This is a genomic window from Arthrobacter sp. MYb214 (assembly GCF_002979865.1).
Classification (GTDB): Bacteria; Actinomycetota; Actinomycetes; order Actinomycetales; family Micrococcaceae; genus Glutamicibacter.
In genome coordinates this window covers 1120312-1135150 of the sequence record NZ_PCPZ01000001.1, presented here as the reverse complement: position 1 = coordinate 1135150, position 14839 = coordinate 1120312, and the positions used below count along the sequence as shown (strand labels likewise).

The window sequence follows — 14839 nt, the reverse complement described above, 5'->3', positions numbered from 1 at the left end:
CTGGATATGAATGCCGCCTACGGCAGCGCCTCCCGGAGAAATGTTGTCAAAACCCTGGCTGCAGCCACCGCTTTGGGGCTGGCCGGGGTTGGCCCAGATGCAGCCCATGCCGCTCCCGCAGGCAGCTCCAAGACCAAGAAGGGCGTTTCCCCGGCCATGAGCTACCGTCCCAGCTACCACTTCAGCGTCCCCGACAATTGGAAGAACGACCCGCAGCGTCCGGTGTATCTTGATGGCGAATACCTGTACTACTACCTCTACAACGAGGACTACATTCTCGGCGGCATTGGGACCAGCTGGCGCATGGCGAGTACCACTGACCACGTCAATTTCACTGACCGCGGCGTAGCTATCAGCAAGCATGAGAGCCCCAACGGGGACTGCTGGTCCGGATCAATTGTCATCGACCAGCAAAACACCGCAGGATACGGGAAGGGCACGTTGATTGCTTTGGTCACCCAAGCCCCCAATGGCGTGCAGGCCCAGTACCTCTGGTACTCCACCGACAAGGGACGCAGCTTCATACCCGGAGGGACCGAACCGGTTCTGGCCAACCCGGGCACCGATGCCTTCCGCGACCCGAAGGTGATCTGGCATGAGCAGAGCTCTCAGTGGGTCCTGCTCAATGCCGAGGGAGACCGCATCGGAATCTATGCTTCGGCGGATCTGAAGCAGTGGACGAGAACCAGCGAATTCGTGCGCACCACTCTGGGCATTCTTGAATGCCCGGATCTCTTCCAGATCCAGGCTTCGGATGGCTCCAGGCATTGGGTGCTGGGAACCAGCGCTAACGGCAAGCCCCGCGATTTGCCCGCTACCTACGCCTACTGGATTGGCGACTTCGACGGAAAGGCCTTCACTGCTTCGCAAGCCGAGCCGCAATGGCTGGATTGGGGCTTCGACTTCTACGGCGCGGTGACCTATCCGGACCACCACGCCGATGGCAGCGAAAATCCCGGAATGCGCCGCGCCATTGGCTGGAACAACTTCTGGGATTATCCGCATAATGCTCCGAGCATGGCCACCGATGGCTACAACGGAGACGACATGATTGTGCGCGAGGTGCGGATGGTTGCCGGACCGAATGGCAATTACCTCGCTTCTGTTCCGGTGGCGCAGCTGGACAGGCTAGCCCGTGCAACCACCAAGTTCGGCAGCCCTGTGGTTTCGGGGGAGAAGATTCTCCCGTTCTCCAGCAGTGCTTATGTGCTGCAGTGCGAATTGCAGTGGGACCCGGCCAACCCGCCGGAAAACATCGGTTTCGAGCTGTGCCGGGCCGTATCCGGAACGCGCCATGTGGCAACCGGGCTCTATTTGGCCGGCGGGTTCGCCTATGTGAATCGCAAGCCGGGCTTCCATCCGGGGGATAAGGGCGAATCCAAGAGCCCATTGGAGGTACCGAGCGGGAAACTCGACGTGCGCATCCTGGTGGATCGCTCTAGCGTCGAGGTGTTCTTCGGCGACGGGCGGCTCGTCCACTCTCATCGCGTGTTCCCGCTGTCCACTGATGCCGGGATCAAGCTCTTTGTCTCCGGCGGGAAAGCGTCATACAAGAATCTCACGGCGCGCGAGCTGGGCTTCGCATAGGAGGCTGGCTGCTGCCAGGATCCAGGAAGCCCGAGGGTGGCTTGGGGTAAATCGGGTCGCGGGCCATCCTGCGGTGCTTGCCAAGTGCACGACGTAGCCGGAGTTCGGCCCCGAGCAGCAGTACTTGGCGGACAGAAGCGGGCACGCCGCGAGGTTCTGGTGCGCTGGATCACAGGATTCGCCGCGTGAAACATCAAACGTCTAATGTTTAAACGTGATCGACAACGCATCAGAATCCGCGGCCCCGCCTCCTGCCAGCAAAGCCGCCAAGCATCCCTGGCGGGCAAGCGCACTGGCAGTTGCGGCGGTGATCCTCGTCGGGCTGAACCTGCGCATGGGTATTGCCTCGGCATCTCCGCTCTTCCATGACCTGCAGGAGATGATGGGGTACGGCACGTTCATCGCTTCGCTGCTGCCGACGATCCCAGTTTTGTGCTTTGCCGTGGCTGGCGCGGCAACGAGCTTGGTGATCGGCAGGACCGGACTGGAACTGGGCATCGCCCTGTCCTTGCTGCTGCTCACCGCTGGGCTGGCCTTGCGCATTGTCGATTCAACTTGGGCCTTGCTGGCCGGCACCGTGGTAGGCATGTGCGGCTTGGCCATCTGCAATGTGGCCATGCCCTCATTTATTCGAGAGCACCACGGGAACCGCGCCGCGTCGATGACCGCGGCCTACACGACCACCATGTCCATCGGCGCGACGCTGGCCTCCGCAATCAGCGTCCCGCTGGCGGTGAAGGCGGGTTCGCCGACGACGGCATTGGCTTTGTGGGCGATTCCCGCCGGCCTGGCTTTGCTGGTCTTTGTGCCGCTGTCCATCTCCGGGAAGCGTTCCGCTGTTCAGAAGGGCACGCATGTTTCTCCATGGCCGCTACTGGCCACGCGCAAGGGCTTGCTGTTCACCACTGTTTTCGGCATCCAGTCGCTGCTGGTCTATACCGTGGTCAGCTGGTTGCCGCATATCCTCATTTCGCGCGGGCTGGAGCCAGTTGATGCCGGCTTGATGCTGGGCATCGTGCAGGGAGTCAGCATCCCGGCAGTCATGATCATGCTCTGGATGGCTTCGAAGCCGGCCCTGCTGCGCAGTGCCTTCGTGCTGACTACCAGCTGCTCGGTACTCGGTTTTATCGCTCTGCTGCTCTTGCCGGTAGAACTGTCCTTGATCAGCTCGGTCTTCATTGGCCTGGGCTTCGGGGTGTTCCCGCTGGTGATGCTCATGCTCAGCCGCAGTGGCGGCAGCGCAGAAGAAACGACAGCAATGTCCACGGTGGCCCAATCTGTCGGCTACCTGATTGCAGCCATTGGACCCTTCGCCCTGGGGCTCATGCAGGGCGCATTGGGATCTTGGACGGTTGGCTTGGTGATCATCCTCGCCTTCGCTGTGGTGCAGCTTCTGTTCTGCTACAAGCTGGGCGGCCTGCGTACCGAAGCCGATTCGCATCCGTTGATCGAAGTGGACGGCTCGGCTGAAGCGGAGCGGCCATGAGCAAGACCCCATTGCGTCCGCCCTTGTCCGAAGAGGTTGTGGCGAAGCTGCAGAGCGCCGTAGCGAAGGGCCGCTGGAAGGTGGGGGACCGCATTCCGGCTGAACCCGAGCTGATGGCGGAAATGGGCGTCTCCCGCGGGACCTTGCGCGAAGCCATCAAGGCGCTGGCCAGCACGGGGATCTTCGAGGTCCGCCGTGGAGATGGCACCTATGTGCGCGCGACCAGCGAGATCAGCGGCACCGCCCAACGGGTGTACCGCGACCACTCCGACCAGGACGTGCTCCAGGTGCGATTCGCCCTGGATACCCAGTCGGCCCGGCTCGCTGCCAAAGCCGCTGATGCAAAAGTAGTCGAACAGCTGCGCGCTTTGCTGGGCCAGCGAAGCGAAGCATGGGGAAACCGGGATTATCCTGCGTGGGCGAAAGCCGACTGGAAATTCCATCTGGAAGTAGCGCGGGCTTCCGGTGTTCCGCTGATGCATGAGATCTATGAGAGCTTCGGGGATGTTTTCCACGGAACCAAGATGGTCCAGAGGCTTGCCGACGGATTCGATGGCTGCCTGCACGAGGGCCACGAATCACTGGTAGACGCAATCGAAGCAGGCGATCCCGAGGCAGCAGCTCGAACTGTTATCAAGAATCTTGATTACTGCATGAGCTGGATGCCTTAATTCCTGACTTCGAGGGCGCTGCCCGGACTAGACAGCCTTCATGCGCCGGACGTTTTCCTGCACCACTGCCTTGAAGTCCCCGCCCGAAGCCGCAAAGGTATTGCGCTGCAACTGGTATTCCGCCCCGCGTTCGATCAAACGGATTATGCCCTGCAGTTCCTCGGCGCATCCCAGCTGCTCGGCAATCGGTGCCAGGCGCTTGACCTCTGAGCGCAGGTGGTCAGTCACCAGCATCTCGTCGCCTTGGGCGTTGAGGATGATGATGGCATCCAGCCCGTAGCGGGCGGCGCGCCACTTGTTCTCCACTCGGAACCAGGCCGGCATAACAGGAATCTTGTAGCCGGCTTCGATGGATAGCGACATGTCGTGCACCAGGCACTGGGTCAGTGCGGTAAAAGCGGCAATGTCATCCAGAGAGCTCACGCCATCGCAGATGCGCATTTCCACGGTGCCCAAACGAGGTACCGGACGCACATCCCAGCGGATCTCGGAGACATCATCAATAACCCCGGTATGCAGCATGTCTGCAACGTGGGATTCGTATTCGGACCATGAATCGAAGTGGAAGGGGATCCCGGCAGCTGGCAGTTGCTGGAACATCAGCGAACGCTGCGAAGCGTAGCCGGTGTCTTCCCCGCCCCAGTACGGGGAGGAGGCGCTGAGTGCTTGGAAATGCGGCTGGTAGTTGATCAAACCGTCAGTGATTGGAAGCGCTTTTTCGCGATCGTCCAAGCCCACGTGCACGTGCACGCCGTAGATCACCATCTGGCGGCCCCACCACTGGGTGCGGTCAATCAGCTTGGCATAGCGGTCCTTGTCCGTCACCGGCTGCAAGGTCGGCGCGGCAAAAGGATGGGAGCCCGCGGAATACAGGTCCACGCCGTGGTTTCCGGCGACCTCGTTGAGCATGCGCACGTTGGTGCGCAGTTCCTCAGCCGCGTCTGCCACGTTGGTATGGACACCGGTGACCACCTCCACGGTATTCATCAACAATTCCGGCTTCACTGTCGGATGCTCATCTTCGCGGTCAAGACCGGCCTCATCCTTGAGCTGGTCAAGGATACTCTCGGCAACCGAGCACAAGTCCGCACTTTCGCGATTGACCAAGGCGATTTCCCATTCGACACCGATAGTGGATTGGGAAGAGTGGGCGAACTCGATTTTCTGCACGGCGCTCCTATTGATGACGTCTCGGACGGAATGCTCCGGAGCCGAACAAAGTGGATGGAGCGTCCACCGATTCCTCGATGTTTCTCCATACTCATTGTATGTATTGCGCCGCTCCTGCCGGGACAATGCTCCGGTGGGACCTGCGTCACCCCAGACTAGTGCGGGATGACCTCGAAAGCTACGCGTTTGTCGCCGAGGCGAGCCAGGATCAGCGTTGCCTTGTTCTTGGCGCTCTTGGGGGAGCCTGCCAGCAAAATGCGGCGCAATTCTTCGGGCGTGACGTCGACTCCGCGCTTCTTGATATCCAATGTGCCGATGCCGTTGGATTTCACCCAGCTGCGCAGCTTCTTCACGTTGTAGTCATGCACTGCCATGACTTTGTAGCCGCGGGCAAACGGCGTGGAAATCTGCTGGTCATGGGTGAAGTAGGCGATGTGCTCATCGAGCAGGTGGCCGCCAGTGCGCTCCAGCAAGGTCGAGATCAGGTGGGAACGGATCACTGCGCCATCGGGTTCGTAGATGTGCGCTTCCAGTTCGCCTACCGGGGCCGGCTGGTCATTTGCCGCGGCTGCTGCACTGGCCAACTCGTGGGCGCCGTCCTTGTCGATGACCAGCGCGGCACGGGCGATGTCCTTGCGCTTGAGCTTGCCGAACCAGAGGCAGGCCTCGATGACCGAGCCGTGGTCCGAAATCCAGACAGCCTCGGCGTTCACCGGAATCGCTTCATGGGGCAGGCCCGGACCGAGTTTCACTCCGACGTCCAGCCCGGAGTCCACCAGCTTCTCCACGAAAGACAGGGGCGGGGAAAACGCCTCGGGGTCGAAGAGTCGGCGGGTGCTTCCCTTCACGTCGGTACGCCGGGCTGGATCCAGCCAGACGCCGTCAATCCCGGTCAGATCGGTGTCCTCGGCGCTGCCGTGGATCACGGTGGCATTGTCGAAGGGCATCAGGTTCAAGGTTGTGGCTGCCGCGGTGGTTTCATCCATCTCTACTGCGGTGACCTGCAGGCCAGCGCTGGCCAGCGCAATGGAGTCGGTGCCGATGCCGCATCCGAGGTCTGCGACGTGGGTGGAACCGGCATTGGTGTAGCGGCGGGCATGCAGCCCGGCGATGGTCAGGCGCGTGGCCTGCTCCAGTCCGGCCGGGGTCAAGATCAACGAGTCTGCAAAGGGGCCGAATTTCACCCTCGCCCGGAAACGCAGCTCGGCCTGCGCCATGACGGCGCGAACCACCTGGGCGTCGTGGCCTTCCTTGCGCAGCTTCTCATTCAGCGACCAAGCAGCATCCTTGGTGGCCACCATGGACGGGTCGATGGTGGAAAGCAGCTTCCAGCCGTCTTCCGAAAGCAGGGCGGCGAATTGTTCATTGAGCGTTGAGTCATTTGAAGCCTGGGCCATGATCCAAGACTATCGTTGATGCGTCTTGGAACAGACTGGCCCTCTCGGTGTGCCCAGCCCGCAGGGCCAGTGATCTATGTGACAAAAACGCGTCACATTCAGAATTCACAGAATCGCCAAGCGGGCTCCGCCAAGCTCCGGGATCCGGGCGCCCAGCAGTTGCGCCAAGAGCAGTTCGAAGCCGGGAGATGTGAAGCCCTGAAACCAAAAGACTAAGTATCGCTATCTCATGGGCATTGATTTGGTTAGAGAGAGTAATGCTTGTTGCTAATTGGATCGTCTGGCTAACGAGTAGCCCTATCGCTGTTTTACAGTTCTCCGCCACTAGGAAGCGGTTCGCTGGACCAAGTTGCCCCGCTTGCTGCAAGCGGCTGCATGTCCTCCGCAAGACATGAAGTGATCCACGTCGCATTCCCCTGTGGAACTGGTGTTGTATGGCACCTGTGATGAAACCTATGCAGCGAACGACAGTGACGTCGACAACCGGTCCAAAGGCCGTGGATCCCGCACCCCTGGTGCAGAACCAGCTTAAGCGCGGCATGAGCAGCCGCCACCTGCAGATGATCGCCATTGGCGGTTCCATCGGCACCGGGCTGTTCGTGGCCTCCGGCGGCACTATTGCCCAGGCGGGTCCCGGCGGCGCGCTGCTGGCCTACGCCGCGGTGGGTCTCATGGTGTACCTGCTCATGCAGTCCCTGGGCGAGATGACCGCGAAGATCCCGGTGGCCGGATCCTTCCAGACCTTCGCTACCCGCTTCGTTTCCCCCTCCTTCGGCTTCGCCATCGGCTGGAACTACTGGTTCAACTGGGCCATCACTGTTGCAGCGGAACTGGTGGCCGCTGGCATCGTGATGAGCTTCTGGTTGCCTGATGTCCCCGGTTGGGTCTGGGCCGGCTCTTTCCTGGTGGCCTTGACCGCCTTGAATGCTTTGTCCGCCAAGGCCTTCGGCGAAGGCGAGTTCTGGCTGGCCATGATCAAGGTGGTCACCGTCATCGCCTTCCTGGCCGCCGGCGTGCTGATGATCTTCGGGGTGCTCGGCGCGCACACCGATCCGCTGGCCAACTGGCGCGAAGGCAAGGATGTCTTCCATGGCGGCTGGCTGTCCATCGTCTCGGTCTTCATGATTGCCGGATTCTCCTTCCAGGGCACCGAGCTGGTGGGTGTCGCCGCAGGCGAAGCCAAGGATCCGCGCCGCGAAGTGCCCAAGGCCATCCGCCGGGTGTTCTGGCGCATCATGCTCTTCTACATCGGTGCCATCTTCATCATCGGCTGCCTGATTCCGCTCACCGACCCGAGCCTGCTGGCCAGCGGCGAAGCCGACGTGGCTTCCTCGCCCTTCACCCTGGTCTTCGAGCGGGCCGGCATCGCTTTTGCTGCTGCTGCCATGAACGCGGTCATTCTCACCGCCATCCTCTCGGCTGGCAACTCGGGGCTCTACGCCTCAACCCGCATGCTCTACTCCATGGCCCACGATGGCAAGGCTCCGAAGATCTTCGGGCGCACCAACTCCCGCGGCGTGCCGATCATGGCTCTGCTGGCCACCGCTGCGGTAGGCCTCTTCGGGTTCCTCACCGCCCTGGTGGGCCAGGGTGCGGCCTATACCTGGCTGCTGAATGTCTCGGGGCTGTGCGGGTTCATCGTCTGGGTGGGTATTGCCGTATCCCACTACCGCTTCCGCCGCGGTTATCTCGCCCAGGGCTACAGCGTGAAGGACCTGCCCTACTTGGCCCCGCTCTTCCCGCTAGGACCCATCGTGGCCTTCCTGATGCTGATTGCCGTGATCGTCGGTCAGAACTACCAAGCGGTGCTGGCCGGCCACGGGCTGGAAGTGCTCTCGGCCTATATCGGGCTGCCGCTGTTCCTCGGACTGTGGCTGGTGCACCGCATGGTGACCAAGTCCAAGATGGTCAAGCTCACCGAGATGGATCTGGACGCTCCGGAGGATATCGAAGAGTCTGCGGCTGTGCGCTCTGCGCGAACCGGTGTGAAGAAGTAGGGCAATGATTAGCACTCGCCTTGACCGAGTGCTAAAGCTCGTCCTAAAGTCATGTGTGGGTGTCACGATGGAAGTTGCATCTGCAGCTTGCAGCGTTACACACCGCCTGACTGGATACCACCAACTGGCACCGCGACGACGGTTGGTCCAATGCCATAGGGCGCACCCCTACAACCATTGGTTCATACACGAAAAGGAGAGACCATGTCTGTCTCCATCAAGCCGCTCGAAGACCGCATTGTCATCAAGCAGGTCGAAGCCGTAACCACCACCGCTTCGGGCCTGGTCATCCCAGACTCCGCTAAGGAAAAGCCACAGGAAGGCGCCGTAGTCGCCGTAGGCCCAGGCCGCATCGATGACAACGGCAACCGCATTCCCCTGGACGTTTCAGAAGGCGACGTAGTCCTGTACTCGAAGTACGGCGGAACCGAGGTCAAGGTCGGCAACGAAGAGTACCTGGTGCTCTCGGCTCGCGACGTACTGGCAGTCGTCGTAAAGTAACGCCAACCTCTCTAAAGTTTCAGGAGAAAATGCATGGCTAAGCAGCTAGCATTCAACGAGGAAGCGCGACGCGCCCTCGAAGCGGGCATTGATAAGCTCGCAAACACGGTGAAGGTCACCCTCGGCCCACTCGGCCGCAATGTGGTGCTTGCCAAGACCTGGGGCGCCCCGACCATCACCAATGACGGTGTCACCATTGCGCGTGAGATCGATCTGGAAGATCCATACGAGAACCTTGGCGCGCAGCTGGCCAAGGAAGTAGCCACCAAGACCAATGACGTAGCAGGCGACGGCACCACCACCGCCACCGTGCTCGCTCAGGCCCTGGTCAAGGAAGGCCTGAAGAACGTCGCCGCAGGCGCCGCTCCGGGCGATGTCCGCAAGGGCATTGAACTGGCTGTGGAGATCGTTTCGGACGCATTGGCCGCTAACGCCGTTGCCGTAGAGGACAAGGTTGCTAACGTAGCCGCGATCTCCGCGCAGTCGGATGAAATCGGCGAATTGCTGGCCAAGGCCTTCAAGACCGTGGGCACCGATGGCGTGATCACCATCGAGGAGTCCTCGACTACCGCTACCGAGCTGGTCCTGACCGAAGGCATGCAGTTCGACAAGGGCTACCTCTCGCCACAGTTCATCACCGACCAGGAGCGCCAGGAAGTTGTCCTGGAAGACGCACTGATCCTGATCAACCCAGCCAAGATCTCCACCGTGGCAGAATTCCTGCCACTGCTGGAAAAGGTCCTGGAAGCGAAGAAGCCGCTGCTGATCATCGCCGAGGATGTCGAGGGCGAAGCCCTTTCCACTCTGGTGGTCAACAAGCTGCGAGGCCTGCTGAACGTGGTAGCCGTCAAGGCTCCAGGCTTCGGCGACCGCCGCAAGGCAATGATGCAGGATCTGGCTATCCTCACCGGTGCCCAGGTTGTCTCCCCGGAACTGGGCCTGTCCCTGGACCAGGTTGGCACCGAGGTACTCGGCTCGGCACGCCGCGTGACCATCACCAAGGATTCCACCACCATCGTTGATGGCGCTGGCACCGAGGAAGATGTCGCAGAGCGCGTAGCCCAGCTGAAGGCTGAGCTGAACCGCACCGATTCGGAGTGGGACCGCGAGAAGCTGTCCGAGCGCCTGGCCAAGCTGTCCGGCGGCATCGGCGTGATCAAGGTGGGCGCTTCCACCGAGGTCGAGCTGAAGGAACGCAAGCACCGCATCGAGGATGCTGTGTCCTCCACCCGTGCTGCCCTGGAAGAGGGCATCGTTGCCGGCGGCGGTACCGCCCTGGTCGACGCGCTGGCTTCGCTGGATACCGATGCCCGCATCGCAGCCACCGAAGGCGACGTAGCAGCAGGCGTTGCGATTGTCCGCCGCGCGCTGGTGCAGCCGCTCTTCTGGATCGCTACCAACGCCGGCTTCGACGGTGCGGTAGTTGCTTCCAAGGTGGCGGAGTCCCCAGCCAACGAAGGCTTCAACGCCAAGACCGGTGTCTACGAGAACCTGCTGCACGCAGGCGTCATCGACCCAGTCAAGGTAACCCGCTCGGCACTGCGCAACGCAGCATCGATCGCGGCCTTGGTTCTGACCACCGAGACCTTGGTGGCAGAGAAGGCTGAAGAAGCTGAAGAGGCGCACGGCCACTAGGGTTTAGCCCGTCACCGAAGCATTGCTTCGTGAGCGAAAGCCGCCGTTGGATCCAGGATTTATCTCCTGGATCCAGCGGCGGCTTTTTGTTCTCAGAAAACGATCCACCCGGGGTGACCCAGCTCATTGACACGATAAATGAGTGCGCTCATAATTGAACTCAGTCAAAGATTGATGCCCATTTCATATCCGTACAGGAGATCTTCCATGCACGCGTTCGTTCTCGAAAACTACAAGGGTGCCCTGGTGCAGGCCGAGGTCGCTGAACCTGAGTTGGGGGAGCGGGAGGTACTCATCGAGATTGCGGCCGCTGGCGTCAACCAGCTTGACGAGAAGATCCGCGCAGGCGAATTCAAGGCAATCCTGCCCTACAAGATGCCGCTGGTTCTCGGCCACGACGTCGCAGGGACCGTGATCGGGCTCGGCTCAGGAGTCCGCGGCTTTACGGTAGGGGACCAGATTTTTGCCCGCCCTCGAGATCATCGGATCGGAGCTTTCGCCCAGCGCATGGCCGTGAATGAAATGGATATTGCGAAGGCACCTGTCTCCATCGACCTGGTGCAAGCGGCCTCGCTGCCCCTGGTTGCACTGACTGCGTGGCAGGTACTAGTTGAGCGGGGAAATCTGCAGCCGGGGCAGCGAGTACTCATCCACGCTGGCGCTGGCGGCGTCGGAACCATCGCCATCCAGCTGGCCAAGCACCTGGGCGCTTACGTCGCGACAACAGCGTCGGCGACGAACGCCGAATTCTTGCAGGATCTCGGAGCCGATGAAGTCATCGACTACAAGACCGAGGATTTCCAGGTAAGTATCTCGGGCTATGACCTGGTGCTTGACAGCCTGGGCGGCGAAACGCTTGCCAAGTCGCTGGGAGTTCTGCGCCCTGGAGGGAAGGTCATCGGCATCTCGGGTCCGCCGACTCCGGCATTCGCCAAGGAAGCAGGGCTGAATCCGGTGATGGGCTTGGCGGTCCGCGCGCTAAGCCGGTCAGTTCTCAAGAAGGCCAAGAAGCTGGGTGTCGGGTACGAGTTCCTCTTCATGAAGCCCAGCGGCCAGCAGCTGCGAGGCATTGCCGAACTGGTGGACTCCGGGGTCCTGACGCCCGTGGTGGGCCAGGTCTTCGGTTTTGCGCAAACTGCAGAGGCCCTTGAATCGATGGAGGCTGGTGGCCGGCGCGGCAAGACCGTCATCACCATGCAGCAGAAGTAAAGCGAGCGCGTTCGCCTGGGCGGTGGGCGCGCTTTGCTCGTCAGTGGGGGAGGATTGCAGCAATCTGAGCGCGGATGCCCCGGGCGACTTCAGCTGTGGCCAGTGCCGGGTCCGCAGCAGTAGCCATCGCCAGGAACTGGATGGAAGTGATGGCCCGCGCAATCGTGGCTGCCTCCGGCGCCTCCAGATTCCTATGCGTGCCCAGGAGCTCGGCAATCGCCTGTTCGGTCAACGCCGCTATGCGCAGGGCTTCGGCATGATGCGGTTCCGCCGAATCGCCAAAAACCATTTCGCGCAGATAAAAGCGCCCGTTGTCGACATGCTTCCGATTGCAGTCGATGATCGGTACCAAAAGGGCCATGGTTGCCTCCAGCGCGGTCTTTGCTGATTTAGAGGCCTCGATGCCTTGCTCCAAGGAGCGTTCGTAGCGGTGGGTCTGCACCATGAGCAGCAGCTCGGATTTGGACTTGGCGTAGAGGAAAAGGGTTCCGGTTCCGATATCCGCCGCGTCGGCGATCTGCTGCGTGGTGACCTCATCGACACCGTGTGCCGCGAAGAGTTCGCTGGCCGCGGAGATGATCCGTTCAAGCTTCGCCTGCTTGTTGCGTTCGCGTCGTCCTGGCATAGGAGTTGAAGACGTCACCCGGGAGCCCCTCGGCTAGAACTGATCAGAGTTATTCATGAGTCTAATCAAGAAAGCTGTTGTTTCAGAATGCGCGGATTGACTTCGCTCACCTGGCCAAGCAACAATTTGCCGCCGTGCCGACGATGGCTGGGCGGCAAACCGCCGTGGAACTTTGCGCCAGTTCTCGAATTTCGACAGCTAATCCTGAGCAGGTCAGGCCAATACGGTCAATCTATATACGCTGCTTTACAGCGGCAGCAGCGTCAACTCGCACGGTGTGGCCATGGCGAATTGATAAGATGGTTGGTTGTCTGACGTGAATCAAGTAGAAAACGCCGAGGACAATTACCTGTCCCCGAAGAAAGCGCAGCCAGTGAGCCATACGTTGGATCAGTCTCGGACAAGCACCCAGCGTGCCGGTTTCCGAGTTGATTTGCAGGGACTTCGCGCCCTCGCAGTCCTGCTGGTGATGTGCTATCACATCTGGTTCTCCCGGGTCTCCGGCGGTGTGGACATCTTCTTGATGCTCTCCGCCTTCTTCCTCACTTCTTCCACCGCACGGCGCATCGCCCGCGGGCAGCGCCCGCCTCTGCTCGACGGCTGGCTGCATCGATTCTCGCGCCTGATACCGCAAGCGGCGGTAGTCATCATTGGCGTGGTCATCGCGGCATGGATCATCCTGCCTAGTACGCGCTGGCTGGAGCTGATCGACCAGTCCAATGCCGCGCTGTTCTACTGGCAGAACTGGTACCTCTCGGATCACCAGGTGGACTACTACGCCTTCAACACAGCCGCCGCCTCGCCGCTGCAGCACTTCTGGTCCCTGTCTGTCCAGGGACAGATCTTCATCATCTGGCCGCTGGTTCTTGCCGGCAGCGCACTGCTCTGGAAGAAGCTCTTCTCCCGGCACAGCTTCGCCGCCGTAGCAGGCGGCGCCTTCGGAGCCATCTTCCTCGGCTCGCTCGCGTATTCCATTCACATCACCGCCACCAACCAGCAGGTGGCCTACTTCCACACGGGCGCGCGCCTATGGGAATTCGCCCTCGGTTCGCTGCTCGCCTTGGCATTGCCGTGGCTCTCCAGCCTGCCCGAGAAGATCCGCCGCATCGGAGGCTGGGCCGGCCTGGCCACCGTCATAGGCAGTGGCGCCGTACTGGATGTGCAGGGGCAGTTCCCGGGCTTCATGGCTTTGGTGCCCACGGTCGCCGCCGCCTTGGTGATCTCGGCTCCGGCACCGCGCAGCTGGGCCAACCCGTCGGGCCTGCTTTCCTTGCCCCCGCTGGTAAAGCTGGGCGACCTGTCCTACGGCATGTACCTGTGGCACTGGCCGTTGCTGGTCTTCTACCTTGAGGTCTCCGGGAACGAGAAGGCCTCCTTCGCTGCCGGCAGTGTCTTGATTCTTGCCTCGATCCTCGCTTCATGGGCCACCACCAAGTTCGTCGAGAAACCGGCCATCGCCTGGCAAGCCAGTGCCAGCTTCTCGCGCCTGATTCCGCAAACCGGGTTCAAGCTCATTGCCCAGTTTGCCGTGGTCGCTGTGGGGCTTGGCGTAGCCAGCCTTCCGGTGATGGCCTGGGAGAACAACGTCGAGCACCGCAGGGCCATGGCCGCGGCGCAGACCGCCACCGACAACCCCGGGGCCAACGCCGAAGATGACTGGGATCCGTCACCTGCGGCTTTGACCCTGCCGCTGGCGACCGAACTGGATAGCGAATGGCAGACTCCCGGCGATGTCTGCGAAGGGGCGAACGCTCCAGATGACGAGCGCATCCACTTCTGCGAGCAGGGCGGCACTTTCGACGGGGGAGCGCCGGACCTGGTACTGCTGGGCGATTCGCACATGCAGCACTGGTCCGCGGCGGCTTCGGCAATGATCGAGGAAGCTGGCGGCAGCTGGATCCTGGTGTACGAACCGGGTTGCCGCTACGGCTCCGATGCGGACCGCGGGGAAGAAGCCTGCTCCGGCTTCCAGGACGCGGCGCAGGAATATGTAGCGGACCTGGCTCCGCAGATGGTGCTGACCACGGCCAGCAAGACCGTAGCGGACCCTGATGACATGCTTCGCAGCCCGGGGGAGCAGGAGATCCTGGTGGACAACTACGCCGAGATGATCCAGCCGCTGCTCGATGCCGGAAGCCGGGTCATCGCGATGCGCGATACCCCGCGCTATACCTACTCCATTCCGGAATGCGTGGATTCGAACAAGGGACTCCCTGCCAACTGCGATGGTTCGGCCGGCTACGCATTGAACAGCGTGAATCCAGTGGAGCAATTCCTGGATTCCAATGATTATGGCGACCAGGTTGTTTCCCTGGACATGACGGGGTTGCTCTGCCCCGAGGGGGTCTGCAAAGCTGTCATTGGCAACGTCTTGACGTACCTGGATGATTCGCACCTGTCCAAGACCTTCGTGCTCAGTGCCAAGCGCCAGTTCGCTTCTTCTTTCAAGGAAGCAACAAACTGGGAATAAGTCACCCCTGATGCGGGATGGGGCATGAGGTTGAACACAGTGCGCCACGAAGGAATAACCGGAACGCCAAAAGAGCTCTACCATTTAATCA

11 protein-coding genes are annotated in these 14839 nt (G+C 61.2%); 8 read left to right on the top strand and 3 right to left on the bottom strand.

What is annotated here, in order from left to right; translation table 11 throughout:
• Window positions 1–6 precede the first annotated feature (6 nt).
• The 3 genes from CQ012_RS05260 to CQ012_RS05250 all read left to right on the top strand — a co-directional run bounded on the left by CQ012_RS05260 (window position 7) and on the right by CQ012_RS05250 (window position 3744).
• Window positions 7–1587 (top strand): glycoside hydrolase family 32 protein, encoded by a 1581-nt coding sequence (locus CQ012_RS05260; RefSeq protein WP_181149017.1) that lies wholly within the window; start codon window positions 7–9, stop codon window positions 1585–1587.
• A gap of 214 nt (window positions 1588–1801) precedes the next feature.
• The gene (locus CQ012_RS05255) at window positions 1802–3073 is read left to right on the top strand and encodes an MFS transporter (protein ID WP_105657618.1); all 1272 of its coding nucleotides are present in this window, start codon (window positions 1802–1804) and stop codon (window positions 3071–3073) included.
• Window positions 3070–3744 (top strand): FadR/GntR family transcriptional regulator, encoded by a 675-nt coding sequence (locus tag CQ012_RS05250; protein ID WP_105657617.1) that lies wholly within the window; start codon window positions 3070–3072, stop codon window positions 3742–3744. The genes CQ012_RS05255 and CQ012_RS05250 overlap by 4 nt, the downstream gene beginning before the upstream one ends.
• Window positions 3745–3771: 27 nt before the next feature.
• Here CQ012_RS05250 and CQ012_RS05245 read toward each other — a convergent pair whose 3' ends face one another.
• A complete protein-coding gene (locus CQ012_RS05245) occupies window positions 3772–4914 on the bottom strand; it encodes a glutamate--cysteine ligase (RefSeq protein WP_105657616.1) in 1143 nt (380 codons plus the stop codon).
• A gap of 155 nt (window positions 4915–5069) precedes the next feature.
• Window positions 5070–6311, bottom strand: coding sequence for a THUMP-like domain-containing protein (locus tag CQ012_RS05240; protein ID WP_105657615.1), 1242 nt, complete (start codon window positions 6309–6311; stop codon window positions 5070–5072).
• A 455-nt stretch (window positions 6312–6766) separates the two neighbouring features.
• On the opposite strand from CQ012_RS05240, the gene CQ012_RS05235 reads away from it, so the two are divergent.
• The 4 genes from CQ012_RS05235 to CQ012_RS05220 all read left to right on the top strand — a co-directional run bounded on the left by CQ012_RS05235 (window position 6767) and on the right by CQ012_RS05220 (window position 11653).
• The gene (locus tag CQ012_RS05235) at window positions 6767–8308 is read left to right on the top strand and encodes an amino acid permease (protein WP_483561937.1); all 1542 of its coding nucleotides are present in this window, start codon (window positions 6767–6769) and stop codon (window positions 8306–8308) included.
• Window positions 8309–8512: 204 nt separating this feature from the next.
• Window positions 8513–8809 (top strand): co-chaperone GroES, encoded by a 297-nt coding sequence (groES, locus tag CQ012_RS05230; protein ID WP_105657613.1) that lies wholly within the window; start codon window positions 8513–8515, stop codon window positions 8807–8809.
• Window positions 8810–8842: 33 nt separating this feature from the next.
• Window positions 8843–10444 carry a chaperonin GroEL gene (gene groL, locus CQ012_RS05225; protein WP_105657612.1) on the top strand — a complete coding sequence of 534 codons (1602 nt, stop codon included), beginning with the start codon at window positions 8843–8845 and terminating at the stop codon, window positions 10442–10444.
• Between the two features lie 207 nt (window positions 10445–10651).
• A complete protein-coding gene (locus CQ012_RS05220) occupies window positions 10652–11653 on the top strand; it encodes an NADP-dependent oxidoreductase (RefSeq protein ID WP_105657611.1) in 1002 nt (333 codons plus the stop codon).
• A 40-nt stretch (window positions 11654–11693) separates the two neighbouring features.
• On the opposite strand, the gene CQ012_RS05215 is transcribed toward CQ012_RS05220, so the two are convergent.
• On the bottom strand, window positions 11694–12296 hold the full coding sequence (locus tag CQ012_RS05215) for a TetR/AcrR family transcriptional regulator (protein WP_286134576.1): 603 nt from the start codon (window positions 12294–12296) through the stop codon (window positions 11694–11696).
• A gap of 298 nt (window positions 12297–12594) precedes the next feature.
• On the opposite strand from CQ012_RS05215, the gene CQ012_RS05210 reads away from it, so the two are divergent.
• On the top strand, window positions 12595–14748 hold the full coding sequence (locus tag CQ012_RS05210; RefSeq protein WP_146112273.1) for an acyltransferase family protein: 2154 nt from the start codon (window positions 12595–12597) through the stop codon (window positions 14746–14748).
• The last annotated feature ends 91 nt before the right edge of the window (window positions 14749–14839 follow it).